Genomic DNA, 23,634 nt, shown 5'->3' on the forward strand with positions numbered 1-23,634 from the left:
GGCCTGCGGTTGTCGCCGGTGGTGACGTTTGTGGGTGGCTCGAACTGCGGCAGGGGGCCGACGGGGCATGCGCACTTCCCGAAAGGCGGTCGCCGTCCATCATCTGGTGTGCAACCACACAGTGTCCAGGCCGTCCCGGTACAGGCACCACTGGAGCCGGTGACCAACTATCCGTGCTCGTCCGGGGGCTGCTCCTTCGTCAGGTGCAGCAGCCATCCCTCGCCGGTGCGGATGAGCGCGTAGCGACGGCGACCGGCGCGGCCGTGCAACGTGAACAGCATCCGGCGGTCGGTGCGGTCATGCTCCTCCCAGGTGCCGATGTCGGCGATCGACTTGTCGACGTCCTCGTAGGTGAGGTGATCGAGGTCGTGGTCGGGCACGGCGATCGCGAGGCGGTTGTCGCTGGGGCTGTCCGGAAGACCGCGGGGCACTGCCCACGAGCGCAGCACACCGTCTTCTTCGAGTCGCAGGTCGAAGTGCGGTCGTGGCTTGCGGTGGTGATGCAGGACGAAGGCGGGTGCCACTCCCCCATTGTCGGCGCCGGCCGGCCCTTCCGCCCGTCGACGCGGCCACCTCACCAGGCCTGCTACGCCTTCCAATCCTCGATCTGCGTGAGCGGAACCGGCACGGGCCGCTCCACCACTGTCGTCAGCTCGATCCGCCGGCCCTCGGCCGCCGACCGGAGCAGGCTGGTCATGGTTTCGAGTACGTGCAGTGCGACGTCGCCGCCAGCGCGCGGTGGGCGCTGATCGTCGGCCCTGACCAGGTCGATCAGACCGATGCCCCGGGAAGCCTCGGCGTAACCGGCCCGCGGATCGAGAGCGCGCCATTCGGTGTCGCCGAGCGCGAAGAGGCGGACTTCACCGTCGAAGTAGTTCGGATCGGGTACGGCGAGCGTGCCGGCCTCGCCGTGCACCTCGATCGGCGCGGCCGTCGTCCGGACGCCGTCGAAGCTCGTCGTGATGGTGGAGAGCGCACCGTTGGTGTGCTCGAGTACGCCGGTGAGGTGAGTGTCCACCCCCACCGGGATCCGCTGCCCGGTGCGGGGGCCCGAGCCGATGACGCGCTCGGCGCGCAGGCGGCTGGCGGCTCCGGTCACCGCCCGGACCGGCCCGAGCAGGTGGATGAGCGCAGAGATGTAGTACGGCCCCATGTCCAGCAGCGGGCCGCCGCCCGGGGCGTAGTAGAAGTCAGGATTGGGATGCCAGCGTTCGTGCCCCGGAGTGACCATGACGGCCGACGCGGACATCGGGCGGCCGATGAGCCCGCCGTCGATCGCCGACCGCGCCGTCTGCGTACCCGTACCCAAAACGGTGTCCGGCGCGCATCCGACGCGGACACCGGCCGACGCGGCACGTTCGATGATCGAGCGACCGTCCGAGAACGTCACGGCGAGCGGCTTTTCCCCATACACGTTCTTGCCGGCGTCGATAGCGCCCAGCGAGATGTCGGCATGGGCGGCAGGGATGGTGAGGTTGAGCACGGTCTGCACGTCCGGGCGGGCGAGCAGACGCTCGACGCTCATCGCCTCGGCTCCAGGAATCGTGGCCGCGACCTCGGACGACCGGGCGGCGTCGAGGTCCGCCACCGCGACGATGTCGACCTCGGGGTGGGCCGCGAGCGTGTCCAGGTACGCGCGGGAGATGACCCCCAGACCTATGACGCCGACGCGGTGCGGGTCGCCCACACCATCCCCCTCTCGATCACGGTACGGACATCCGCGTGCTCCAGCACGTCGAGGCTGTGCCCCGGGGTCGTCACGACGACGCGCCCGGCACCCCACTGTCGGGTCCAGATCGCCGGTGAGGTGACCGGCCGACGCCACGGATGCCAGGCCTGCGTCGGGTGGGTGGTCACGGCCAGCACGTCGATCAGGTCATCGTGCAGCACCCAGTACTGTTCGGTGACCAGGTCGAAGTCCTCGATGCCCGCGGTGATCGGGTGCTCCCGGCCGAGGTCGGTGACGCGCACCGTGTGCGGCAGGAAGTTGTCCTCCGGGCCACCGTGGCGCTCACACGGCTCCCGGCCCGGATGGGTCGCGAACTGGCCGCCCACCAGGTGCAGGTATTCGGATGACGCGCGGAACGAGTCGACGATGCCGCCGTGCCAGCCGGTGAAGCCCGTGCCGGCGATGACCGCCGCGCTGAGGCCCGCCACCTGGTCCGCGGTGATCTGCGACATCGTCATGCACTGCACGACCAGGTCGGTCTCGGCCATCTCGGCGGCGTCGGCGTAGATCTCCGTCGACCCCTCGACGCGTACGGCATAGCCGCTACGTTCGAGGAAGGGGAGGAACAACTCCGTCGCCTTGACCGGCTGGTGCCCCTCCCAACCGCCCCGAACCACCAGTGCTCTCCGCTGCGCCACCGTCGCTCCCTCCCACGGTCCGTCGCCACCGGGCTGGCCGCTCCCGCCCCGAGGACGTGCCGCCGATGCCCGTACGTGTCGAGCACCGAAACCCTACCCGTGGCCGACGACAAAGCCGACGTACGCCGGCTTCCGGATTCCACTGTGTACTGTCGCCGTACGATGCACCGGTTCCGGACCGGCTCAGAGGATCCGAGCCGGTCGGGTCGCAATAGCGGGCGCCGTGGCGGGATCTTCTGATCAACCGCTACGGCGGTTACCGTACTGGCGAGGGCTCTGGACCGAGCCGCGGCCGCCGAGGTGCTGACCCTTTCCATGCGGTTGAGGCGAGGCCACCTTGCCCTTCGCGCGTCGGGCAGCCCGATTCGCGGGAACGGCCGGCTGCTCGGTCTCGGCCGTTGTCGAGGTGTCGGCAGCCGCCGTGGGGTCGTCTTGGGCGGGTTCGTGCTCCGGCATCGGCTTCTCCTTGGTGTGGTGGGGTCCTGCGGGCCATCGACGGCCGGCGGCCGTGGACTGATCGACGCCGAGGTGCGCGTCTTGACGGTAGCGCAACGCCAGACCCAGGCGAGGTGTTCCCCCGCTCCGTGCTGGCGGGCACGCTCGTCGCCGCCAGCCCCGCCCACACTCGCAGCCAGCCGGAATGCGAGTCCTCCCGCCTCGGCCGTCCGCTGCCGTGACCGCCGCTGCGTAGGCCACGCCGGCGGTGACAGCGCAAACGCTGTCACCGCCGGCTCGGCACCGTGCGCCGTGCTGGTGGACACGAATCCGTCGCTACGCCGGCTTCGCGTTCCGGGGCCACTCCGCAGCCTCCGGGAGCAGGTCGAAGATGCGGCCCATGGAGTACGGCTGGTACGTCGTCTGGGACTCGGCGATCTTCTCCCAGTCGGAATTGGTGAACTGGAACATCCACAGGGCGTCCAACTCGAAGTCACCGTGCCCTTCGGGAAGGTGTGCGAACTCCTGCTTCATCTCGTCGACATCGAGGCCGGCACTCGTCATGTGGCTCTCGAGGTGAGAGCGCGCTGCCTCGTCGAGCATCAGCAGCTCAGCGATGGTGTGTGGCACCGGCGTCACTCCCCTGGCCAGCAGGTCACACAGGTCGACGCAGGTCTGCGCGAGCCGAACGAAGAATTCTGGCGGCTGCGCGATCAACGAAGCCGGAAACCCGACCGCGGGACCTTCGATCCCCCACATGAGGCCATCCGCCTGATCAACGAGGACCTCCGCCATACCGCACAACGACTCGTAGAGAGCAGCAGCCCAGCGAGGGCCGACGCCCCACATGGGACATACGCATACTTCTTCGTCGTCGTCCGCGCTCTCCATCAGGCAGCGGCACGATCCGCCGGGACCGCACTGGCCGCTGCCGGCATCATCACCTCGGCGTTCGGCATACGATGGACAGCCGTCGCAGTAGTCGCACCCATCGGCGGGACACTGCGCGGCGGGAAACAACCCCGCCCAATCGATCTTGCTGCCATCCCTCGGCAGGTTGGGGACGTCGAGTTCGCTCACGAACCAGGTGGCAAGGAACTGCCGTTCATCGGTGACGTCGACGCGCTGTTGCGCTGCTTGCTCAAGCCCGGCTCGGACGCTTGCCGGCAGACTGAGCCAGAGGCCGGAGAAGTTCTCCTGCCCCTTGTCTGGAGAGTTCAACAGGTTGCAAATGGCGATCGCCTGGTGGGGCCAATCGAGCGTCGCGATGGCATCCAACTCGTTGCCGTTGCCTTTGTCGACGATTGCCATGACACGCGACTTGGTGGTGGTGTGTTGGGGCACGAAGGCGATTACTTCTCTGGGCACGACAGCTCCTCCCGGGCGCGCGTGAGGGCACGCTGGGCTACGAAGTAGGAACAGAGGTCCGCGCTGGTTGTCCCGGTGCTTCCGTGGACTCCGCTTCGCGGGACATCAAACTAGCATGCCTGTCAATTGCAGGACCGGGCTGCGAGCCGGAGCAGAGCCGATCGCTGAGGATCCGCATCCGCCACGAACGGGTAGTTGCCGTTGAGCAGCCTGCCGTCGAGCCGGGTGAGATAGCGCAGCTGACCCCGGTTGACGGCGTCGCCGGTGCGCCCGACGCGGGCCGTCGTCCGGACAACGACGGATTGCCGACATGCACAATCCGTCGTTGTCCGGCCGGGACGACCACAGTGAAGTGGCCGTCACGTCGAGATGACCGTCAGACGGTGGTGCGAGACCACTGCTGGTTGGTGCCGGAGTTGCACGAGTACTGCTTGAGGACCACTCCGTCCGCGGTCGCCGCGGCCGGCACGTCCACGCATTTGCTGCTGTGTCGTGCCCGGAGCTGGAAGTGGTTACCGTTGGCGACCATCTGGAACTGCTGGTTGGTGCCGCTGCCGCAGGTGTACTGGACGAGTTCGGCGCCGTCGGCGGTCGACGCGCTCACCACGTCGAGGCACTTGCCACTGTTTCGGCTGACGATGCGCCAGTAACCGCTGCCGGCGTCCTGGAACTGCCACTGCTGCCACGCACCGCCGCCGTACGTGTACTGGCCGATGCGCGCACCGTTGGCGGTGTTCGGCTGCTGGACGTCCATGGCCTTGCCGCTGTGCCGCGCATCGATCCGGTAGAACGTTCCCGTCGTGGGCGGAGGCGTCGTCGGGTCGCCGCCGCCGATAGTGTCGCCATAGGCATAGCGGATCCGGTCGGCGCCAGAAGTGTTGCGGATGGTCAAGTTGAGATTGGTGCCGCTGCCGCTGAGGGCGAACATCGAATACCAGTCGTGACCGGAGCCGGAGTTCTTGCCGCCGAGGGCGGGCCAGTAGGTGCCGCCCATCTGGTTGTCACGCATGACCTGAGCCATGGCGCGGATGTGGCGCACGAAGTTGTCGGTGCTGTTCGCGTCGGCGTAGTTGAGGCCGTTGTCCATGGGCCCGCCGAACTCGGTCGCGACCGCCCGGGAGGCACAGTTGCCCAGACGCGTCTGCATGTGACTTCGCCAGGCGTCGTAGGTCATCGAGCCGTAGAAGAAAGCGTAGTGGTGGAAGGACAGCAGGGTCGAGTTGAAGCGGCTGTCGTTGCAGATGTCGCGCAGGTCCTGGCTTGCGCCAGTGCCGCCGATGAGCACCCGGCTGGGCACGGCCGAGTAGTGGGTGCTGAGCCAGTTGGCTGCGATGTCGCGCCACTGTGCCGAGCTGTAACCGCCCGGCTCGTTCATTGGCTCGAAGTACACGTTGGTGTTCGAGCCGTAGGCGTTGGTCACGCTGGACCACATCGTGTTCCACGCGGCGAGGTTCGCGATCCTCGCGCCGGAGGAATGGTCCGTCCAAAAGGCGAGGATGACCTTGAATCCACGGGCAGTTGCGGCGTCAATGGCGCCTCGGTAGGCGTTCCACCAGGTGGTGTTGGCCACTGTCTGAGTGTTGATAGGCAGCCGGACGGTGTTGATCCCCATGGTGGAGGCCATGTCGTCGTAGAGGGCGTTGGCCTTGGCCTGCACTGTCGCGTAGCTGTCGGATTGGCTCAGGCCCTGCACGACGAGCGGGCTGGTGCTGAAGTTGTCACCCAGTTGAGCCCAGTTCATGCCTCGGAACTGGTTGGTGGCGGCGGCGGCGGGCGACGACGCGACGACGACCACGCCGCCAACCATCGCCGTCATGGCGGCCACCAGGGCGATCAACGTCCGGCGCATCGACCGGCTGATCCGTTTCATGCGTTGTCCAATCACTAGTTCGTGCCTCTCCGGGCCCGACATGTTGAGGGGTTAGCTGGTCACGCGGAAGGTCGCGTCGGCACGGCTCTGCGCGTCGGACACCGGGTCGAGCCGGAGCAGGTAGGCGTAGTGCCGGAGGTAGCGGTCGGGGTGGCTGTAGGACTGGAACGACGTCCACGAGGAGTTGGCGAGACCGGCGACCTGCCGGAAGGTGGCGTCGGCGGCGAAGGTGGCGGTGCCGTCGTTGGCTTCCAACCGGAAGTCGTATCCGTAGTGGCGCAGGTAGTGGCCCGGATAGTTGACCGACTGGATGGAGACTGTGCCGGAGCCGACCAGGCCGGGCACCACCCGCCACTGGCCGTCCTGGGCGGGGCTGACGTTCGGGTCGATGCGGACGTCGTAGTCGTAGTGCCGCACGTAACGGTCCTGGAAGTTGTACGACTGGATCCGGTTGACAGCTGCGGCGGGCCAGCGGGCGAGCACCCGGTTCTGTTCGGCAGCGGTCAGGTTGAGGATCGAACCGTGCCGCTTCTTGGTGCCGCCCATCGCGTACGAGCCGGACGCCGGCAGCCGGTAGGCGCTCGGGCTCGACGGGTTGGTGGTCAGGACGGGCAGGTAACCGCGCCCGCTGGCGTACTGGTCCAGGTAGAGCACCCACTCGTTGCGGGCGTTGACCTTCATCCACATCGGCCCCTCGACCTGAGCACCGGTCAGCCCGATGCCGGACAGGTTCCCGAGGTTCGTCCAGGTGCCGAGGAGCGAGTTGCTGCCCTCGAGGGTGATCTGGGCGTCCCGGGAGGCCCGGACGTAGCGGTAGGCGCCGACACCGGATGGCACCTCGACGATCTGGGTGTCGATGATTTCCTGGTTGCCGGGTCGGCTGACGTAGATCTGCGGAGTGGTGATGCTGCGAAAGTCCGTCGTGCGCGCGTAGTAGATGCGGTGCTTGGTCGCACCGTTGAGCGGGACGTTCGTCGCCCAGTAGAGGACGTAGTCACCAGTGTCCGGGTTCCAGATCGCCTCCGGGGCCCAGGCGTTGCGTCCGTCCGGGATCGCGCCGGCTACGTTCAACAGCCACGGTGCCGACCAGTTGACCAGGTCGGTGGACTCCCACACGACGAGGCTCCGGCTGCCGTTGTTGATCGCGCTCGACCAGTCCTGACCGCACGCGATGCAGAGGTCGGTGGCCACGATCCAGTACCTGTCACCGCCGGGTGAGCGGACCAGGGCGGGATCCCGGACGCCGCGGGTGCCGATGGGGGAACGCAGCACGAGCCCGCCGTTGTTGAGGTCGGTCCAGCGCAGGCCGTCGGCGCTGTGGGCGAAGTAGATCTGCTGGTCGGTCGACGACTCGCCGGTGAAGTGCGCCATCAGGTAGCCGACGGTCGGATCGAGCGCGGACGCCACCTTCGGCGTCGCCGCCGACCAGGTGGTGAACAGCAGGCATGCGGCGATCGCCACCGCGCAGAGCCGGGCGAGGACTCTCGACATGGGTCTTCTCTCCTTCGCGGGGCGCGGACGAGTCAGCTAGAGGGTCGGTACGACGGGGCGGATGGTGCCGTCGGTGTTGAACTCCATCCGGTCGATGGCGGTCTCACGGTTGGTGCCGTTGCCGGTCGGCACGGCGAACCGGTGGTAGGCGATGTGCCAGGTGTCGCTGCCGGGTGAGCGGACCACTGAGTGGTGGCCGGTGCCCTTGATGCCGACGTCGAGGCGTTTTTGCAGCACCACGCCGCGCCTTGTCCACGGCCCGAGGGGTGAGGAGCCGGTGGCGTAGGCGACCCGGTAGTCCTCGCTGCGCGTGTCGTTCTCCGACCACATGAAGTAGTACAGACCGTTGCGCTTGAACACGAACGGCGCCTCGTTGTAGCCCGACGGTGTGATGACCCGCGCCTGCGCCGCGTCGAAGGAAACCATGTCGGCGTTCAGCCGTACCGCCCGCGCGACGCCCTGCCCCCAGTACAGGTAGGACTGCCCGTCGTCGTCGGTGAACACCATGGGGTCGATCGTCTGCCCGCCGGTGAACTGGTCGCTGCGGATCAGCGGTCGGCCCAACGCGTCGCGGAACGGCCCGGTGGGGCTGTCGGCCACCGCCACGCCCAACTGTTTGGCGGTGTTGCCGCTGGCCGCACCGCCGCTGAAGTAGAGGTAGTAGCGGCCGTTGGCGCTGGCCACCGCCGGTGCCCAGGCCGAGTTGTCAGCCCAGGACACGTCCGGACCGTGGTCGAGGATCACGCCGTTGTCGGTCCAGTTGACCAGGTCGGTGGAGGAGAACGCCTTGTAGTAGGTGCCGGCCCAGCTCGCGTAACCGTCGGTGGTCGGGTACAGGTAGTAGCGGCCGTTGAACACGGTGAGGTGCGGGTCGGCGAAGAGGCCCGGGATCACCGGGCCCTTGGTGGTCCTGGGCGCCCAGGGAGCGACGAGGCGGAAGGCGCTGTCCGCGCGGAACGCGGCCGTGTCCTGGTAGGCGTCGAGCCAGAGTGCGAAGTCGCGGTGCCGGATCCGCCGGCTCGGGTAGTTGTACGAGACGAGCGCCACCGATCCGCTGGCCGAGCCTTCGACGGCACAGAAGGTGGCGTCGGCGCGGAACGCCGCGTCGCCGGTGTTCGGGTCGACCCGGAGCCGGTAGTCGCGGTGCCGCAGGAACATGCCGGTCTTGGTCTGGAACGAGTAGCAGGTCGGCGACGCCAGACCGTTGACCACTGTGAAGGTGGCATCCAGCTTGGTCTGGTTGGCGCTGCCGGAGGTGACCGGGTCGAGCTGGCCGAGATAGTCGATATGGCGTACGTACCGTCCGGCCTGGTTGACGGCCTCCAGCGAGACGGCGCCGGTCGGCAGCGTGGCGGCTTGCGCCGGCCCGTCGGCCACCACGACGACGGCCGCAGCGGCCACGGCGGAGAGCACGAGGAGGGCACGTGGACGCTTGGTCGATGCTCCCGACAGAATCACCGTCCCGGCCCCTCTCGCAAGATCATCTATGTTAGCGTTAACAAGAGCAGGCAGTATCCGGGCTCAGGCTTGAGCGGCCCTGGCGACGGGGTGGAGTGCTCGCACGGTGCCTCCGGCGCGTCACACGACCACAGACACAATGTGTTCGGCTCGTTAAGCTCGCGTTGCGGACAAGTGTTAGCGATCGCATCTATGAGTGTCAAGGGATCGACCATGGCCACTCCCCCGCGACCGCGATCACGCCACCCGCCATCCCCAGTCCCGGTCAGACCGTGCCGTCACCCTCCTGAAGCCATCGACGGACGACGGCGATGTCCGCCTCGGTCAGGCCCGTGTACGGGTCAACGGGATCAGCGGTCCGTCCACATCGAGGAAGATGACCGGACGTCCGGCGAAGCCGGGAGTCACGCCGGAACCGTCCCCTGCCGACCGTGATCCTCAAGCACCTCGCGCACCTGCATGAGCGCGAAGCCCAGCAGGTTGAGCCCTCGCCAACAGCCGGGGTCGCCAGCAGCCGGATCGTCGCGGTTCAGGCCGATGCCCCAGATCCGGTCGAGCGGGCTGGCCTCCACCAGGACTCGTTGCCCGGTGGCCAGCAGAAATGCCCGGAGCGCGGGATGCTGATCGAATTTCGCACGGTTGCCGGCCACCACGATCGGAAGGCGGTGTTCGCTCCAGGTCTGCTCATCGAAGCCCGCGACGCGCCCTCCCAGCGCCTTGGCGGCGTGGGGATGCGGCGCGGCAAGGATCTGTTCGGCCATCGCCCGGTCGCCGAACAGGGTGGCCTTACGCCACATCATGTAGTGCTCCGCAGTGGCGAACCGCAGCTTGTCGACTGTGAACGGCGCCGGCCACCACTGGCTCAGGCAACCTGCGCCGACACCCCCGTCACGTTCGGGCTGGTGCCCCCAGAAGAACAGGAATCTGACCCGTTGACCCTGCGCCTGCGCAGTGGCCAGATCCCCGACGCTCCGAACCGATGCCAGCATGATGGCGAGTGTGCGGCACCGGCGCTCCGCGTACCCCGCATTTTCACGCGTCCGCGGGCGCCGCGCCGCCAGGTATGCCCACGGCGCTGTGACATATTGCCCACGTCCGGCGGCCATCGAAATCGGCGGCCGATACCTACAGTCGGACCATGAGCAACGACGGCGCGCGGGCCTGGCTCCGCCGGCTGGGCGCTGAGCAGATCGCCCATCCCGGAGGCACCCTGTACGCCCACCTCTGTCGAGTCAGCGAACGACTCGCCGTGCTCGGCTGCGCCCGCGACGTGCAGGCAGCGGGCCTCACCCACGCCGTCTACGGCACCGACGGGATCGACCTCGCCCTGCTCGATCTGGCCGATCGTGCCGTGCTGCGGGATCTCGTTGGCGCCGACGCGGAGGAGCTCGTCTATCTGTACGGCGCCTGCGACCGTGGACGCAGCTGGCAGGAGCTGGCGAGGACCGGCGAGGTGTTCGACCGCTTCGCACGTCGGGTGCGGACGCCCGGTGAGACTCAACTTCGGTCGCTCGTGGACCTGAGCATCGTCAACGAGCTGGACGTCATCGAGCACGATCCTGCGGTGGCGGACCGGCACGGGGCCTACTTCCGGGAGCTGTTCGCGTCGTGGGCCCCGATCGCCTCGGAGCAGGTCATCAGCGATGCGCAGCGGGTCCTGCGGCAGTGACACCCGAATCGTCGCGTCCGACAGCACGGACCTCCGGTCGCGTACGGTTGCGAGCCGTCTACCCCGGCAGCTTCGATCCCGTCACTCCGGGCAGGTGAATGTGGTCAGCCGGGCACGCGCTCTCTTCGACGTGCGGCCCTTCGTCGACGACGACCTGGACACCTTCTGGGCGGCGGTGGCCGACCCCGAGGTGGCCAGGCTGACCGGCAGCCCGGCCGACGACGCTCCCGACGAGGAGCGGATGCGTTCCTGGTACGGCAGCCGCAACGCGCAGACCGACCGACTCGACCTGGCGGTCGTGGACCGCGCCACCGGGGCCTGCGTCGGCGAGGTCGTCCTCAACGACTGGGACCCCGCCAACCGGAACTGCAACTTCCGCACCCTGCTCACCGCCGCCGGCCGCGACCGCGGCTTGGGCACCGAGGCGGTACGCCTGATCGTCGGCCACGGTTTCGAGAGGCTCGGCCTGCACCGCATCTCCCTGGAGGTGTTCGCCTTCAACCCCCGGGCCCGGCGGGTGTACGAGAAGGTCGGCTTCGTTGCCGAGGGTGTGCTGCGGCAGGTCCTGCGCGACGGCGACGACTGGGTTGACGCCACTGTGATGTCGATCCTCGCGCCGGAGTGGGCGGAGCACCGGGGACACCCCGAGCGCCGATGATGGGCGTCAGCCCGCACACCCTTGATGCGAACCCGCCGCCACTCCACTATCTTGCCATGTCGCGGAACGGCCGCCCGTCCTCGATGGTCGGTAAGGCTTCGCTTCTCGCGATCCAGCGGTCGACGTAGGCCTTCAACCCGCCGGCGTTACGCGCCGTGGTCAGCCAGTCCCATGCAGCGTCGCGGATCTCCCGTTGGGCGATCATCTCAGTACCGTCGCCGTAGTCGAACGGGAAGCCGTCGACGATGTCCGACAGGTCCCCGAACAAGGGGTAGAGCTTGCCGACACTCCCCTCGCTGACCTCGGCATCCGGCTCGGTCAGTGCGCCCATCAGCTCCCCGATCACCAGCACCGAATCCTCTGCGCCCTTCAGCACGCGGTACATGTACTCATCGACGAGTTCGATCACAGCAGGCAGCGAAGCCGGCACGGTGTCGGTCACGCTCGCATTGTCGTCTGCCGTGCCAGCCGCGTCGCATCTGCCCGGCAGCACGGAACGCCTCGGCCGGGAGCGGGCGCAGGACCCGGCGGAGGGCGGGCGCGTCAGCTCTGGATGGAGAACGTCGCGACAACACCGTTGTGGTCCGACCTGGTGCCACCGACGATGTCGTAATCGGTCATCCACATCAACTGGCGTTCGGGCAGCCGCTTCCAGAAGTAGACGTAGTCGATGTGCCGGTTGCCGTGTGTCCCGGTGCCCTTCTCGCCGTACAGGTTGTAGTTGGAGCGCAGATTCGGCAGCTCGTTTGCCTCGAAGACCTGCCACGGGAACTTCGCGTATCCGTAGTTCCGGTCTGCGCTGAAGTCGACGTTGAGGTCTCCACTCACGATGACCTGACCCTCGTCCTGCTTGTCGACCGCCAGTTCCTTGAGACCCTGGAACTGCGCCTCGGCGCACCTGGTGCGCGGCAGGTCCTCCGGCCGGCCGGCGGTCTCGATGCTGGCCACCGCGTGGGCGTTGATGTGGGTCACGTTGCGGCCAGTGGCCTTGTGCCGGTACTTGACCCAGTTGTTGTACCGCGCGGGCGGCACCTCGCCCGGACCGTTTGTGTCACAGACGAAATTCGAGCCCTTGTCGAGTACGTCGAACACGCTCTTCTTGGCGATCAACGCCTCGCCGGCCTGGTTGGTGCCGCCCGGCGCGTACAACCACCAGCCGTTGTCGGCGGCCCAGGTCGCCAGGAACGCCTTGCGGGCACCGACCTCGTTGAGACCGACGAGGTCGGCCTTGGACGCGATCAGGTTCAGGTCGTGCACGAAGTCGGCCTGGCTCAGCCCGTAGTAGATGTTCAGCGTGGCCGCCTTGAAGCCCACGCTCGCGGCAGCGGCTGGCGCCGCCGGCAGCAGGGCCACCACCAACGCGACCGCGCCCGCGAGAGCGCCCAGGGCGCGGGCCGACCATTCCGTTGTGCTGCGCATCGATGTCCCTCCGTATCGGCCGCCGGCGGTGGCCGGCCAACGGACACTATCGATTCGAGCCGACGCGACGCCGAACATCCGGTGACGAAGCATCGACGGACCTGGGTCGACCGGTGCCGGTCGACCAGTTCCCCCATCGGCAGTCGTGGAGCTACGCGAAGGTGAGGCCGTCGGACCGGGCGCGCTTGAGCTCGGAGAATGCCCGGCAGCCGGCGAGCAGGCGAGCGCCGTCGAAGACGCGGACGGCCTCCTCGCCGCGGGGGATCGAGCTCAGCACGGGGCCGAAGAAGGCCACGTCGTCAACGACGACCGTCGGGGTGCCGAGTTCCTCGCCCACCAGTTGCTGTGCGTGGGTGGTGCTCGCCCGCATCTGGGGGTCGAGGTCGCTGCGGTGGGCGGCGTCGGCCAGGTCGGCGGGGAGGCGGGCCTCGGCCAGGGCCAGCGGGACCACGGTGTCGAAGTCCGTGTCGCCGGCGTCGTGGATCCGGCGGCCGAGCGCCGGGTACAGCCGTGCGAGGGCGGCGGAGCCGTGTTGCGCGGCTGCCGCCACACACACCCTGGCCGGCCCCCACGCACGGTCGTTGAATTCGCGGTACCAGGGCTCCAGGTCACGATGCTCGTTGATCACCGCGAGGCTCATCACCTCGAACCGCAGGGTGAGCGGCCGCATCTTCGCGACCTCCATGAGCCAGCGGGAGGTGATCCAGGCGAACGGGCAGGACGGGTCCACGTACGCGGTGACCACCGAAGCTGACGTTCGAGGCAAATTGTCTTCCACGGAAGACAATTTATCTTCCTCGGAAGGTAAGATGCAACTGTGGAAAACGACCGGATCGCCGACATCGTTGGGCAGTGGCGTCGCGAGCGACCAGACCTCGACCCCACCCCGTTGCTGATCATCGGTCGCATCCAGCAGCTGGCCGCCGTACTCGATGAGGCCCTGCGGCCGCCGTTCGCCGCGGCGGACCTCGGCAACGGCGACTTCGACGTGCTCGCGGCGCTGCGCCGCGAGGGTGAGCCCTACACGCTCACTGCGGGCCAGCTGAGCCAACGGATGCTCGTGACCACCGGAGCCGTGACCAAGCGGGTGGACCGACTGATCGCCCGCGGCCTCGTGTCGCGCTCGGTCTCCACAGCCGACGCGCGCGGCAGAGTGGTCGGGCTGACAGCGACCGGCGTGGCGTTGACCGACCGGCTCATCGAGGAACATCTGGCCAACGAGGCGGCCATCCTTCGCGGCCTGACCGACAGCGACCGCCGAACCCTCGAGCGCCTCCTGGCGGTGATGAATCGAACCCTGACCTCCGGAGATCGTGGACCCGGGGGCGGCGGCCACGACGGGTGACGCCCTCGGTCCTGATCGGCCAGTCCTCGGATTACCATTCCGCCATGGACGACACCACCGGCGGCGTACGCATCAGACGCGGTGGCCCGACCGACGCGCCCGCCGTACTGGACATGCTCGATTCGGCTGTGGTCTGGATGAACGACCGCGGCAACACCGAGCAGTGGGGCACGACGCCGTTCTCGGAGAAGCCCGAACGGGCCGCACAGGTCGATCGGTACCTGACCGAGAACCTCCCGTACATAGCGGAAGTGGACGGGACGCCGGCCGCGGCCCTGGTGTTGGATTCCGGACCCGACCCTCGGGCGCCGATCGCGCCCGCTGAGGAACCCGAGCGGTTCGTCCGCCTCCTGGTCTCCGACCGACGATTCGCCGGCCGGAAACTCGGGTCGGCTCTGTTGGCACACGCCGTCGAGGAAACCCGGCGAGCCGGCGTGGGGTTGCTACGGGTCGACTGCTGGGCGGGCGGTGGCGGCGAGTTGGTGGCGTACTACGAGCGCCACGGGTTCACTCCCACCGAGACCTTCCTGGCCGGATCCTGGCCGGGTCAGGTGCTGGCCCAACGGGTCGATTGAGCCGCGCGCCCTCTGCCACTGCGAATGGGGCGGGGGCCATCGGTCCGATATTCGGGCGTCTCGCCGGGGCGCGTCCACTAGCGTCCCGCCTCATGGAGAACACCACGGTACGCACTGAACGCCTCGAACTCCGCCCGGTGCGGGACGAGGACATCGATCGGATCCTGGAGTACCGAAACCTGCCGCAGGTCACGCACTGGCTACTCCGTACGCAGGTCGACAGTGCGTCCTTCCGCGCGGCATGGCGACGCGCGGCCACCGACCCCGACGATCACAGCATGGCGGCCACGCTCGACGGCGTGGTGATCGGAACCGTCTCTCTCGGCGTCGTCGACGGCATGGGTCAACCCGGCATGCCACCGCGGACCGAGGCTGAGCTCGGCTACATCTTCGATCCCGCCTACGGCGGACGTGGGTACGCGACCGAGGCGGTGACCGCAGTGGTGGCGCACGCGTTCGACCGGCTGGGCGTTCGGAGAATCACCGCCGGCTGCTTCGCTGACAACCTCGCCTCGGTGCGAATCCTGGAGAAGGTCGGCATGCGTCGTGAGCAGCACGGCGTCGGCGACTCCTGGCACGCCGAACTGGGCTGGGTGGACGGCTACACCTACGCGCTCCTCGCCGAGGCATGGCATCGAGAGGCGGCACCGTCGGAGCAGCCGGTCGCGTCCATACCGGTGCCGCGAGCACGGTGAACCTGTGGCGTCACGGCGACCTGCCGGCCGGCAGTGGCGAGGCTAGCCGCTGGTGGACTCCAGCTGATCGAAGGCCATGCTCCACCAGGACTTCGGGTCGGCGAACGCGGACGAGTCGACGCCCATCAGTTCCTCGCGGATCGCGGCAGCGCGGGCGGCTCGAGCCCGACCGCCCGGGTCCGTGGCGATGAGCTGCCCGAGCCGGTAGAGGAACTCGACGAACGCCGCGAATGTCGCGTTGACCGCCTCGAAGTTGGGGGTCTCCAGGTCCAGCAACACGACGGCTCCGGTCAGCGCGTCGAGGCAGAAGAGCAGCTGCGGGTCCTCCGGTGAGCTGCCGAGGACGATGTGGATGCGAGGGCTGGCATCGCCGACCTCGATCTTCAGCTTGGAGAACAACTCCATGCCGGAGACGTTGACGTCGACAGTGAACAGGATCGGCACGTCGACCGGGATGGCCCCGAACGGCGGGAAGACCTCTGGCGTCAACGGGCCGAGGACGTCCTCGAACCGGTCGAGCGGGAAGTAGACCATCCCGTCGGCGCCCCAGAGCGCCGTGAGCTCCTCATGTGTGGCGGTCAATCGTCCGTCTCCTCGTCCTCGTCGCCGGGCGTGGTCAGACCCTGCTCGTCGAGGAAGCCCCACCAGTCGTCGTCGTCGTAGCCAACCTCGCCGTACCCGGCGCCGAAGACGTAGTAGGCGAGGAACGAGTCAAGGTCCGGCGCGACTTCGAAGAACGCCTCACGCATGAACCACTCGTCGGTCGTCTCCGCCGGGAAGTACCAGACCGCGCCGGTGTCGCGGCGGATCAGCAGTGGCTCTTCCTTCAGTGTGCCGAAGACGAGCCACTCGGCGGGTTCGTCAGCGACGCCGGTGAACTCGGGCATCTGCTCGAGGTAGCCCTGGATCTTGCCGATGTTCGCGGCTGCGGGCAGGTCGAACGAGCCAGCCAGGATGCCGTCGGCAGTCTCCAGCAGCTCCCGGACCGACTGCGGCAGACCAGCGGGTATCCGCTCAGCCGGAGCGCCCTGGTCGATCTGGGCCCAGACCAGCGTCGCGGGCTGGTCCGCCTCCAGGTCGGTGCGCAGCTCCGCGATGAGCTCCCGCAGCTCGGGATTCAATCCACTACCTCTATTCGGATCGGTGTGCCGTCGGGCAGCTTCATGATCTGTTGCCAGATCTGCTGACCGACATCCCGGTTCGTGTCGCCGTGCAGCAGCTTCAGATTACTAACGTCGTCGGGGCCACCGAGTTGCAGCTCCCACACATGGTCGGGCTGCTGCAGGCGGAGCCGCTCGGTGAGTTTGTTCGACAGCTTCTTGTCGTGGGGCCAGTACTTGTCGAAGATCTTCTGCCGGATGCGCGCCTTGTAGCCTTTCGTAATCGTTTCGTCCCGGGCAACCGGATTGGCCTGCTTGAACAGCTTGCCCTCGTCGCTGAGCTTCTTCAGCGCGTTCATCTTGCGGTCGAACTGGGCCCGCGCGTGCATCGACTTGCGCTTCACCTTGATCGTGACCTCGGGCAGGTCGTTGTTGCGCACCACCGGCTTGGCGGAGGCCTTCTGCACCGCCGCGCGGACAAGCTTGCCGCCCTTCGGCTTGCCCGACCCGCCACGTTGTTTCGAGCTTTTCGGCGCCCTGCTAGGCATCGAGAAGCTCCTGGATCACCTGATCGATCAGCAGGCCGACGATCTCCCGCGTGATCATCTGGAAGATCGGGATCTCGGCCAGCGACACGCCGAACGTGACGACGGCGGTGGCGATCGCCTGCGCCACCGCGAACGCGAGGATCGCCAACTGCACGATCACCTGGATCTTCAGCGCGAGCACTATCGCGGCGGCGATGATCATCCCGGTGCCGATCAGCATCGCGGCCTGGGAGTAGTCCGGCAGCGCGCCGGGACCGCTCTCCGGTTTGGACCACCACTTCTGGAACGCCTGCATCGACTCGCCCTGGTGCTGCGACCAGACCGCTGCCGCAGCCGAACCGGCCTCCCCGGAGGCGTCCGCGACCGTGCCGGAGAAGTCCAGCCAGGCCTGGCCCATCTCGAACAGCTTTTCCTCGTCGGCCTCGGGCCAGGTGTAGCCGATCCAGCTGAGTGCCGTGATCAGCTCACCCGGCAGTTGCAGTCCCATGTCGTCACCCCAGCATTCCCTGGATGTCTCGCAGCGCGCTCACGGAGGCTTCCTCGACCAACTCGAAGTTGTCGGCCATCTTCGTCAGGTCGCTGCCGGCCGAGCCGATCTCTTCGGCGGCCACGCCGATGCAGTCCAGGACCCAGGCTGAGGTCTCCGTGTACGCGATGCCGATCAGCGAGCCGATGTCGTCGGCGCCCCACGGCTCGCCGTATCCCTGCATCTGCGCCTCGAAGCTCTCCAGTTGCCCGATGAAGCGTTCGGCGGCGCCGATGACCTCGTCGCCGCCGGAACGCAGCAACGCGGGCTCGACCTCGAAGCCGTTCATCGGGAACCTCCCCGGGCCATCCGCTCCTGCGCGTCAGTGAGCGCCTGCAGGAACGCGCCGAGCCGTGGCACGGCCGTGTCTCGAACCTGCTCCAGCTGCTCGGTGAGCTGCGAGAGGTCGCCGGAGGCCGGCACCGGGCCGGCGCCGCGCATCGAGTCGATCGCCGCGTTCACGGCCGCGATCACGTGGTCGGAGACCTCGGCCGAGCCGAGCCGCATCATCCGCGGGTCCAGCGTCAGCGACTCCAACCGGCCATCAGCGCCAAACTCGGCACGGACCTGTCCCTCGGCGGACTCACCGACCCGACGCAGGCGCGCGGCCTCCTCGTCCTCCGGCGCGTTGCCGGCGGCGCGCAACGCGCCGACCGTCGCGTCCAGCATGCGAGCGAACTCTCCGCTCGCCGGCTCATTCACCGACATGCGCCCTCCATCAATCGCCTCCGAGACAGTGGAAAGCGTAGTCAGATCCGGCAAATCGTGTGGTCCCGCGAGGCAGACTTCCATCGAGGCTCGTCGACGGCTACGAGCCGTCGACGGACCCGCACGAATGCCGGGGTACGTACGCCAGCGCACCCGAGCCAATCTGGGGTCATACGCACAGTTGCGTCCTCGTGGGAGAGGATGCCCGCGTGGAATCCAACACCGTGCACTGGGCATCGCGGCGCTACCTGACGCAGAGGTACGACGAGCTGCGGACTGGGTACGGCCAACTGCCCAACGACGGCCGCCAAGCCGATGGATACCTCTACACCACTGAGGCGAAGCGAATCTTCCCCCGCTACAACGTGGTCGCAGCCATCCTCATTGAGGTTGAGCGCCTCGACCCGGACCACCTCCCCGGCATTGACGTGATGACCCACGTCCTCCTCGCCGCTGCCGAGAGCGCGAACTCTCGGTTCACCACGTCAACGCAGGACGAGGTTGCGGCAGACGCCATCGCGGACGAGCGTCGGCTTTTCGCCGCGAACGTGCGGCGATGGTTGGCACAGCCCGACCTCAGCGTCGACCCGCTTCCGTACCGGCGTGTGCTGACCTCTGAGGAGTCATCGGCCTGGCACGCGTCGTTGCGGCAACGATGGGGTGTGCAGGACGGCTGCTGGCACCCCCTGTTGGCCGGCGATGTTCCGCACGACGTGCTCGTGCTGACCGGAGACTCGATGTGGGAGGACGACGGCGTCGACCAGGTCCGCCGGGTGCTGCGGAGGCTGGGCCGCCGTCGGGTGGTCGAATTGAGTGAGGACGGCGCCGACTGCCTGCTGGATGCCGAGATCTTTGCCCCGCGGTACACCGGTCCCGAAGGGCTCTGGAGCGACGAGCATCACGACTGGGTCGCCTACGCGTCCCATGAGGGGACAGTGGCCTTCGGCGGCGCGCTCTCCACCGGCCTTGCGACAACCTGGCCCGCAGTCCACAGTTGGCGATGGCCCGGCTGGCACGGCGGCGCCTGATCCTCGCCCGCCGACAACGGGATGGGGCCGCAGTCCGACGGCTTCATCCCGCCACTCCGAGCGAACGTCGCTTCAGGCGGTCGCCAGACGGACCATGAACTGGCAGCCGTCGGAGGTGTTGCGCACCTCGACCCGACCGCCGTGCGCCTCCACCAGGCCATGGACGATGGCCAGGCCGAGCCCTCCGGACGCCCCGCCGTCACCGGGGCCGGGCGTGCGGGCCGGTTCACCGCGGAACGCGATGTCGAACAGGCGGGGAAGGTCGGCCGGCGGGATGCCGCCGCAGGTGTCGGCGACCGACAGCCAGGCGTGGTCGTCCTCCCGGCCGGCTTCGATGCGTACGGTGCCGTCCTCAGGGGTGTAGCGGACCGCGTTGAGCAGCAGGTTGGCCACGACCCGGGCCAGCTCCGGTTCGCTCGCGGCGACCGTCGGCCACCCCGACTCGCTGGCGATCAACGTGATCCGGCGAGCGTCGGCCAACGGGATGGTGCTGGCCAGCGCGTCCGAGACCACCTCTCCGAGCGGCACCGCCGTCAACGACAACCGCAACGCTCCCGCGTTGATCCGGGACAGCTCGAACAGGTCATCGACGAGTCGGGTCATCCGGTCGGTCTCCAGCCGGATGCGTCTGTGGTACTCGTCGACCGTATCCGGATCACGCACCACCCGGTCCTCCAGCGCCTCCGCCATGGCCCGCAGCCCGGCGAGCGGTGTCCGCAGGTCGTGGGAGACCCAGGCGACAAGGTCACGCCGCCCCTTCTCCAGTTGCCGCTCCCGCTCCCGGGCCTGGTCGCGCCACACCGCGGCGCGGGCCAGCCGCCGGCCGAAGTGCCCGCCGACGGCGAGACTGACCACCGCTGCCGCCGCGACGGTGATCAGGACCACCTCAAGGTCGTGCGCGGAGAGGAACATCGCTTCCGCGACCGCCATCACCCCGACGGCGACGGCGACCACGGTGGTGGTGAGCAGCACGTTGAGGTGCACGGTGATCGAGCTGCGCCGGAGCGCGCGGAGCAGCACCGCGCCGGCGAGCCCGATGCCGAGCGCCGCGCCGAGGGCGATCGCGAAGATCAGGAGTACGTCACGCATGGGCAGGCTCATAGCGGTAGCCGACGCCCCAGACCGTCACGATCCGCCGCGGATCGGCCGGGTTCGCCTCGATCTTCTCCCGCAGCCGGCGTACGTGCACTGTCACTGTCGAGTGGTCCCCGAAGTTCCAGCCCCAGACCTGCTCCAGAAGCTCGGCCCGGCCGAACACCCGGGACGGATGCCTCATGAGGTGCACGAGCAGGTCGAATTCGCGCAGCGTCAGGGCCAGATCCGCGCCGGCGAGGCGGGCGGTTCGGGAGGCCGTGTGCACCACCAGGTTGCCATCCGTGAGCGCCTCGGGCCGCTCGGGTGGCGTCGCAGCGCCGGCGCGACGGAGCACCGAACGGACCCGTAGCACCAGCTCCCGGGGTGAGAAGGGCTTGGTCAGGTAGTCGTCCGCGCCGAGCTGCAGCCCGAGGATGCGGTCGGATTCGTCACCGCGCGCGGTGAGCATGACGATCGGTACGCCGTCCGGCCGTACCCGCAGCGCCCGGCACACCTCCAGGCCGTTGATCAGCGGCAGCATCAGGTCGAGCACTACCAGGTGTGGCGCCTGCCGCTCCACGGCCGCCAGTGCCGCCGCACCGTCGGCCGCGAGGCTCACCTGGAAGCCGTCGTTCTCGAGGTAACGACGGATGACGTCACTCACGGTCTGATCGTCGTCGACCACCAGCACGCGCTGTGTCACGGACCGTCCCCGTCCCGCCCCGTCAACGTCTCCCCCAGGTGTCCATCGGCCCAGCGTAACCACGCGGCAGACTCCGCCCGTACCAGCAAACCTTGCGAGGTTCTTACGGCTGCGCGCGAAGACCCGAGCAGGCGTACGTGCTGTCATACGGTGACCGGAATGCGGATCCTTGTCACCGGTGCGGCCGGCTTCATCGGCTCACACGTCGCCGACCTGCTCACCGACGACGGGCACGAGGTGGTGGCAGTGGACGCGCTCCTACCCGAGGCGCACGCTGCGACGGCGCCGCAGTGGACCGAGCGGCACGACCTGGTGGTCGGCGACGTACGCGACAGCGAGCTGCTGACCCGGCTACTGGCCGGGGTCGACGCTGTCTGCCATCAGGCAGCCATGGTCGGCCACGGCATCGACCCCGCCGACGCCCCCCGGTACGCCGCGCACAACGACCTCGGCACTGCCACCCTCCTCGCGGCGATGCACGCCGCCGGGGTACGCCGACTGGTGCTGGCCAGCTCGATGGTGGTCTACGGCGAGGGCCGCTATCACTGCCCCACGCATGGGATCGTCCGGCCTGCCGGCCGCCGGGTCGTCGACCTGGCCGAGGGCCAGTACGAGCCGACCTGCCCTCGCTGCGACCGGGAGCTCTCCCCCGGTCTCGTGCCCGAGGACGCGCCGTTGGAGCCGCACAGCACGTACGCCGCCACCAAGTTGGCCCAGGAACACCTCGCTGGTGCCTGGGCCCGACAGACCGGCGGGTCGGTCTGGGCCCTGCGCTACCACAACGTCTACGGTCCGCGAATGCCCCGCGACACCCCGTATTCGGGTGTCGCGTCGATCTTCCGGTCGGCCCTGGCCGCCGGACGACCGCCCCGGGTGTTGGAAGACGGCCGGCAACGGCGGGACTTCGTGCACGTGACCGACGTGGCCGGGGCCAACCTGCTGGCCCTCACGACACCGGCACCGGAGCCCCTGACCCCGATCAACGTCTGCTCGGGTGAGCCGCACACCGTCGGCGAGCTGGCCCACGAGCTGGCGTCGGCGATGGGCGGACCAGCGCCGGTCACGGTCGGGGGCGGGCGAGCGGCGGACGTACGGCACGTCGTGGCCGATCCGGCACGCGCCACCCGGGTGCTCGGTTTCACCGCCCGGGTCGGCTTCGCCGCCGGCATCGCCGACTTCACCACCGCTGTCATGCGGGAACCGGCATCGGTCACGACACCGTCCACAGTAGGTGGTTGACGGCGAGAGCCGTGGCGGCCTGGGCGGCCAACCACCACCGTCGGTGACAGTGGGGCGGGTGCGCGGTGGCTACCAGCAGCCAGACGGTGAACGGTAGCCAGATCCGCTCGACCTCGGCCTTGCTCAGCCCGGACAGGTCCGCCGCGAGCACCGCCGCCGTCGCCGCGAGGGGCAGCCACACGGTGGGTCCGGCGCTGGCGATCCGCTGTCGGAGGGCCGTCGCGAGCGGTGGGCGCGGTGCTCGGATCGACACGGCGGCCACCGCCCGCCGCAGCGCCGGCCCGACCACCGGGCCGGCCGAGAGCAGCACTGCGGCGAGATTCGCCCAGACCCAGTAACCGTACGGACGTTCCGCCGCCCAGCCCTGGTAGTAACGACGTGCCACCAGGTGGTAGCCGTCCAGCCACCAGAAGCCGGCGACGGTGAACACGGCGACGACGGCCGCGACCGCCGTCGCCGCGACCAGGAACACGGCGAGGCGGTCCCGCGCCCGGAGCAGCACCACTGTCAGCGCGAGCAACCCGACCAGGACGAACCCGTACGACAGGTAGAGCGCGAAGCCGAGCAGCAGCCCGCCCAGTGCGGCCCCTGGTCGGCCACCCACCGCCAGCAGCGCCAGCCCGGCGGCGACCACCGCGGCGAAGATCCCGTCCGCGGACGCTCCCACCCAGACCGCCCCCGGGAGGAGCACCAGGAACGGCCACACCGCCCGGGCCGCGTCCTCGGCGCCGAGTGCCCGCAACGTCACCGGAACCGACACCGAGACCGTGGCGCCGAGCAGGACGCAGGCGAGCCCGGCAGCGGTCCCGCCGCCCAGGCCGATCCGCTCCAGCCAGACGAAGAACAGCAACGCTCCCGGTGGGTGAGCGGCAGCGTGGGTGGACCATGAATCGGGCTGGAAGTCGAGAATCCGGTCGGCGAAGCCGGACAGCATGATGCCGACGTCCGTCACCCGGGGCACCTCGTGCAGGTACTCGGCCTGCACTGTGAGCCGCTCGGTCAACCCCGCGGACCAGCCGTCCACCAGGGCCAGCGACAGCGTCCAGAGCAGCGAGGCGAGATAGCCGACCGCCAGCAGCCGCGGCCACGGCGTGTCGGTTCCCCAGCGCACGCCCCGCCAGACGAACAGCGCCGCGACGAGAAGCGCGGCGGGGGTGCCGGGCCCCAGATGGGGCTGCCAACTCGCGTAGAGCGGCGCCGCGTCGGCGTGCAGCCGCACGCCCTGATGGTTGAGCAGGGCGCCGACGGCGACGGCGACGGCGAGCAGTGCCACCTCGGCGCCGAGGACGATCAGGTCGGCGGACCGGGTTCGTCCCGGCCGGGTCATCATGGTCATGGTGACGGCCGACGATACGACC

General features: G+C 68.7%; 27 protein-coding genes. 7 read left to right on the forward strand and 20 right to left on the reverse strand.

Annotation, left to right across the window (positions count from 1 at the left end):
- Nucleotides 1–167: 167 nt before the first annotated feature.
- The 8 genes from AB0C19_RS00685 to AB0C19_RS00720 all read right to left on the reverse strand — a co-directional run bounded on the left by AB0C19_RS00685 (nucleotide 168) and on the right by AB0C19_RS00720 (nucleotide 9,978).
- On the reverse strand, nucleotides 168–524 hold the full coding sequence (locus AB0C19_RS00685; RefSeq protein WP_357177378.1) for a DNA polymerase ligase N-terminal domain-containing protein: 357 nt from the start codon (nucleotides 522–524) through the stop codon (nucleotides 168–170).
- Nucleotides 525–586: 62 nt separating this feature from the next.
- On the reverse strand, nucleotides 587–1,687 hold the full coding sequence (locus tag AB0C19_RS00690; protein WP_357177380.1) for a Gfo/Idh/MocA family oxidoreductase: 1,101 nt from the start codon (nucleotides 1,685–1,687) through the stop codon (nucleotides 587–589).
- Nucleotides 1,657–2,367 (reverse strand): ThuA domain-containing protein, encoded by a 711-nt coding sequence (locus AB0C19_RS00695; RefSeq protein ID WP_357177382.1) that lies wholly within the window; start codon nucleotides 2,365–2,367, stop codon nucleotides 1,657–1,659. Before AB0C19_RS00695 ends, AB0C19_RS00690 begins: the two co-directional genes overlap by 31 nt.
- Before the next feature lie 771 nt (nucleotides 2,368–3,138).
- Nucleotides 3,139–4,170, reverse strand: a complete 1,032-nt coding sequence (locus AB0C19_RS00700) for a hypothetical protein (RefSeq protein WP_357177384.1) — start codon at nucleotides 4,168–4,170, stop codon at nucleotides 3,139–3,141.
- A 376-nt stretch (nucleotides 4,171–4,546) separates the two neighbouring features.
- The gene (locus tag AB0C19_RS00705; protein WP_357177386.1) at nucleotides 4,547–6,040 is read right to left on the reverse strand and encodes an RICIN domain-containing protein; all 1,494 of its coding nucleotides are present in this window, start codon (nucleotides 6,038–6,040) and stop codon (nucleotides 4,547–4,549) included.
- A 51-nt stretch (nucleotides 6,041–6,091) separates the two neighbouring features.
- Nucleotides 6,092–7,531: a glycoside hydrolase family 43 protein gene (locus AB0C19_RS00710; protein WP_357177388.1), complete on the reverse strand. Its 1,440-nt coding sequence runs from the start codon at nucleotides 7,529–7,531 to the stop codon at nucleotides 6,092–6,094.
- 36 nt (nucleotides 7,532–7,567) lie between these two features.
- On the reverse strand, nucleotides 7,568–8,944 hold the full coding sequence (locus AB0C19_RS00715) for a family 43 glycosylhydrolase (protein ID WP_357177390.1): 1,377 nt from the start codon (nucleotides 8,942–8,944) through the stop codon (nucleotides 7,568–7,570).
- Nucleotides 8,945–9,393: 449 nt separating this feature from the next.
- A complete protein-coding gene (locus tag AB0C19_RS00720; protein ID WP_357178245.1) occupies nucleotides 9,394–9,978 on the reverse strand; it encodes an NADAR family protein in 585 nt (194 codons plus the stop codon).
- A 149-nt stretch (nucleotides 9,979–10,127) separates the two neighbouring features.
- On the opposite strand from AB0C19_RS00720, the gene AB0C19_RS00725 reads away from it, so the two are divergent.
- Nucleotides 10,128–10,658, forward strand: a complete 531-nt coding sequence (locus tag AB0C19_RS00725; RefSeq protein ID WP_357177392.1) for a DUF6817 domain-containing protein — start codon at nucleotides 10,128–10,130, stop codon at nucleotides 10,656–10,658.
- Nucleotides 10,659–10,752: 94 nt separating this feature from the next.
- A complete protein-coding gene (locus tag AB0C19_RS00730; protein ID WP_357177394.1) occupies nucleotides 10,753–11,316 on the forward strand; it encodes a GNAT family protein in 564 nt (187 codons plus the stop codon).
- Nucleotides 11,317–11,362: 46 nt separating this feature from the next.
- Here the strand turns inward: AB0C19_RS00730 and AB0C19_RS00735 are convergent, their stop codons facing one another.
- The 3 genes from AB0C19_RS00735 to AB0C19_RS00745 form a co-directional block, all read right to left on the reverse strand.
- The gene (locus tag AB0C19_RS00735) at nucleotides 11,363–11,758 is read right to left on the reverse strand and encodes a hypothetical protein (protein ID WP_357177396.1); all 396 of its coding nucleotides are present in this window, start codon (nucleotides 11,756–11,758) and stop codon (nucleotides 11,363–11,365) included.
- 101 nt (nucleotides 11,759–11,859) lie between these two features.
- On the reverse strand, nucleotides 11,860–12,735 hold the full coding sequence (locus AB0C19_RS00740) for an endonuclease/exonuclease/phosphatase family protein (RefSeq protein WP_357177398.1): 876 nt from the start codon (nucleotides 12,733–12,735) through the stop codon (nucleotides 11,860–11,862).
- A gap of 151 nt (nucleotides 12,736–12,886) precedes the next feature.
- Nucleotides 12,887–13,513: a disulfide bond formation protein DsbA gene (locus tag AB0C19_RS00745; RefSeq protein ID WP_357177400.1), complete on the reverse strand. Its 627-nt coding sequence runs from the start codon at nucleotides 13,511–13,513 to the stop codon at nucleotides 12,887–12,889.
- Between the two features lie 39 nt (nucleotides 13,514–13,552).
- Here AB0C19_RS00745 and AB0C19_RS00750 point away from each other — a divergent pair, with 39 nt between their 5' ends.
- The 3 genes from AB0C19_RS00750 (at nucleotide 13,553) to AB0C19_RS00760 (ending at nucleotide 15,350) form a co-directional block, all read left to right on the forward strand.
- The gene (locus AB0C19_RS00750) at nucleotides 13,553–14,080 is read left to right on the forward strand and encodes a MarR family transcriptional regulator (RefSeq protein WP_357177402.1); all 528 of its coding nucleotides are present in this window, start codon (nucleotides 13,553–13,555) and stop codon (nucleotides 14,078–14,080) included.
- 44 nt (nucleotides 14,081–14,124) lie between these two features.
- On the forward strand, nucleotides 14,125–14,655 hold the full coding sequence (locus AB0C19_RS00755) for a GNAT family N-acetyltransferase (RefSeq protein ID WP_357177404.1): 531 nt from the start codon (nucleotides 14,125–14,127) through the stop codon (nucleotides 14,653–14,655).
- Between the two features lie 92 nt (nucleotides 14,656–14,747).
- Nucleotides 14,748–15,350, forward strand: coding sequence for a GNAT family protein (locus AB0C19_RS00760; RefSeq protein WP_357177406.1), 603 nt, complete (start codon nucleotides 14,748–14,750; stop codon nucleotides 15,348–15,350).
- 42 nt (nucleotides 15,351–15,392) lie between these two features.
- Here AB0C19_RS00760 and AB0C19_RS00765 read toward each other — a convergent pair whose 3' ends face one another.
- Genes AB0C19_RS00765 through AB0C19_RS00790 form a run of 6 tightly spaced genes read right to left on the reverse strand, consistent with a single transcriptional unit; the run spans nucleotide 15,393 to nucleotide 18,232 of the window.
- Nucleotides 15,393–15,932, reverse strand: a complete 540-nt coding sequence (locus AB0C19_RS00765; RefSeq protein ID WP_238684096.1) for an SUKH-4 family immunity protein — start codon at nucleotides 15,930–15,932, stop codon at nucleotides 15,393–15,395.
- Nucleotides 15,929–16,471 carry an SUKH-4 family immunity protein gene (locus AB0C19_RS00770; protein ID WP_357177409.1) on the reverse strand — a complete coding sequence of 181 codons (543 nt, stop codon included), beginning with the start codon at nucleotides 16,469–16,471 and terminating at the stop codon, nucleotides 15,929–15,931. The genes AB0C19_RS00765 and AB0C19_RS00770 overlap by 4 nt, the downstream gene beginning before the upstream one ends.
- Nucleotides 16,468–16,998, reverse strand: a complete 531-nt coding sequence (locus AB0C19_RS00775) for an endonuclease (RefSeq protein ID WP_238684098.1) — start codon at nucleotides 16,996–16,998, stop codon at nucleotides 16,468–16,470. The genes AB0C19_RS00770 and AB0C19_RS00775 overlap by 4 nt, the downstream gene beginning before the upstream one ends.
- Nucleotides 16,991–17,485, reverse strand: a complete 495-nt coding sequence (locus AB0C19_RS00780; RefSeq protein WP_266301947.1) for a hypothetical protein — start codon at nucleotides 17,483–17,485, stop codon at nucleotides 16,991–16,993. Before AB0C19_RS00780 ends, AB0C19_RS00775 begins: the two co-directional genes overlap by 8 nt.
- Nucleotides 17,486–17,489: 4 nt before the next feature.
- Entirely contained in the window at nucleotides 17,490–17,813 is a 324-nt protein-coding gene (locus tag AB0C19_RS00785) for a hypothetical protein (protein WP_238684100.1), read from the reverse strand.
- A complete protein-coding gene (locus AB0C19_RS00790) occupies nucleotides 17,810–18,232 on the reverse strand; it encodes a YbaB/EbfC family nucleoid-associated protein (RefSeq protein WP_357177412.1) in 423 nt (140 codons plus the stop codon). The genes AB0C19_RS00785 and AB0C19_RS00790 overlap by 4 nt, the downstream gene beginning before the upstream one ends.
- Nucleotides 18,233–18,441: 209 nt before the next feature.
- Between AB0C19_RS00790 and AB0C19_RS00795 the strand changes: the two genes are divergently transcribed.
- Nucleotides 18,442–19,260: a hypothetical protein gene (locus tag AB0C19_RS00795; protein WP_357177414.1), complete on the forward strand. Its 819-nt coding sequence runs from the start codon at nucleotides 18,442–18,444 to the stop codon at nucleotides 19,258–19,260.
- Nucleotides 19,261–19,332: 72 nt separating this feature from the next.
- Here AB0C19_RS00795 and AB0C19_RS00800 read toward each other — a convergent pair whose 3' ends face one another.
- Nucleotides 19,333–20,349: an ATP-binding protein gene (locus AB0C19_RS00800; RefSeq protein ID WP_330438012.1), complete on the reverse strand. Its 1,017-nt coding sequence runs from the start codon at nucleotides 20,347–20,349 to the stop codon at nucleotides 19,333–19,335.
- On the reverse strand, nucleotides 20,342–21,037 hold the full coding sequence (locus AB0C19_RS00805; RefSeq protein WP_357177417.1) for a response regulator transcription factor: 696 nt from the start codon (nucleotides 21,035–21,037) through the stop codon (nucleotides 20,342–20,344). Before AB0C19_RS00805 ends, AB0C19_RS00800 begins: the two co-directional genes overlap by 8 nt.
- Before the next feature lie 159 nt (nucleotides 21,038–21,196).
- Between AB0C19_RS00805 and AB0C19_RS00810 the strand changes: the two genes are divergently transcribed.
- Nucleotides 21,197–22,276 (forward strand): NAD-dependent epimerase/dehydratase family protein, encoded by a 1,080-nt coding sequence (locus AB0C19_RS00810; RefSeq protein ID WP_357177419.1) that lies wholly within the window; start codon nucleotides 21,197–21,199, stop codon nucleotides 22,274–22,276.
- Here the strand turns inward: AB0C19_RS00810 and AB0C19_RS00815 are convergent.
- Nucleotides 22,248–23,603: a hypothetical protein gene (locus AB0C19_RS00815; protein WP_357177421.1), complete on the reverse strand. Its 1,356-nt coding sequence runs from the start codon at nucleotides 23,601–23,603 to the stop codon at nucleotides 22,248–22,250. The two genes, AB0C19_RS00810 and AB0C19_RS00815, sit on opposite strands and share 29 nt — an antisense overlap.
- Nucleotides 23,604–23,634: the final 31 nt, after the last annotated feature.

The sequence above is a fragment of the Micromonospora sp. NPDC048842 genome, assembly GCF_040649935.1.
GTDB lineage: Bacteria > Actinomycetota > Actinomycetes > Mycobacteriales > Micromonosporaceae > Micromonospora > Micromonospora hortensis.

Excerpts from the sequence above, each read along its gene's own strand:
- AB0C19_RS00810 (WP_357177419.1), top strand. The coding sequence starts at position 21,197 with ATGCGGATCCTTGTCACCGGTGCGGCCGGCTTCATCGGCTCACACGTC.
- AB0C19_RS00760 (WP_357177406.1), top strand. The coding sequence starts at position 14,748 with ATGGAGAACACCACGGTACGCACTGAACGCCTCGAACTCCGCCCGGTG.
- AB0C19_RS00800 (WP_330438012.1), bottom strand. The coding sequence starts at position 20,349 with ATGCGTGACGTACTCCTGATCTTCGCGATCGCCCTCGGCGCGGCGCTC.
- AB0C19_RS00725 (WP_357177392.1), top strand. The coding sequence starts at position 10,128 with ATGAGCAACGACGGCGCGCGGGCCTGGCTCCGCCGGCTGGGCGCTGAG.
- AB0C19_RS00710 (WP_357177388.1), bottom strand. The coding sequence starts at position 7,531 with ATGTCGAGAGTCCTCGCCCGGCTCTGCGCGGTGGCGATCGCCGCATGC.
- AB0C19_RS00785 (WP_238684100.1), bottom strand. The coding sequence starts at position 17,813 with ATGAACGGCTTCGAGGTCGAGCCCGCGTTGCTGCGTTCCGGCGGCGAC.
- AB0C19_RS00740 (WP_357177398.1), bottom strand. The coding sequence starts at position 12,735 with ATGCGCAGCACAACGGAATGGTCGGCCCGCGCCCTGGGCGCTCTCGCG.
- AB0C19_RS00780 (WP_266301947.1), bottom strand. The coding sequence starts at position 17,485 with ATGGGACTGCAACTGCCGGGTGAGCTGATCACGGCACTCAGCTGGATC.
- AB0C19_RS00775 (WP_238684098.1), bottom strand. The coding sequence starts at position 16,998 with ATGCCTAGCAGGGCGCCGAAAAGCTCGAAACAACGTGGCGGGTCGGGC.
- AB0C19_RS00815 (WP_357177421.1), bottom strand. The coding sequence starts at position 23,603 with ATGACCCGGCCGGGACGAACCCGGTCCGCCGACCTGATCGTCCTCGGC.
- AB0C19_RS00755 (WP_357177404.1), top strand. The coding sequence starts at position 14,125 with ATGGACGACACCACCGGCGGCGTACGCATCAGACGCGGTGGCCCGACC.
- AB0C19_RS00720 (WP_357178245.1), bottom strand. The coding sequence starts at position 9,978 with ATGCTGGCATCGGTTCGGAGCGTCGGGGATCTGGCCACTGCGCAGGCG.
- AB0C19_RS00705 (WP_357177386.1), bottom strand. The coding sequence starts at position 6,040 with ATGAAACGGATCAGCCGGTCGATGCGCCGGACGTTGATCGCCCTGGTG.
- AB0C19_RS00790 (WP_357177412.1), bottom strand. The coding sequence starts at position 18,232 with ATGTCGGTGAATGAGCCGGCGAGCGGAGAGTTCGCTCGCATGCTGGAC.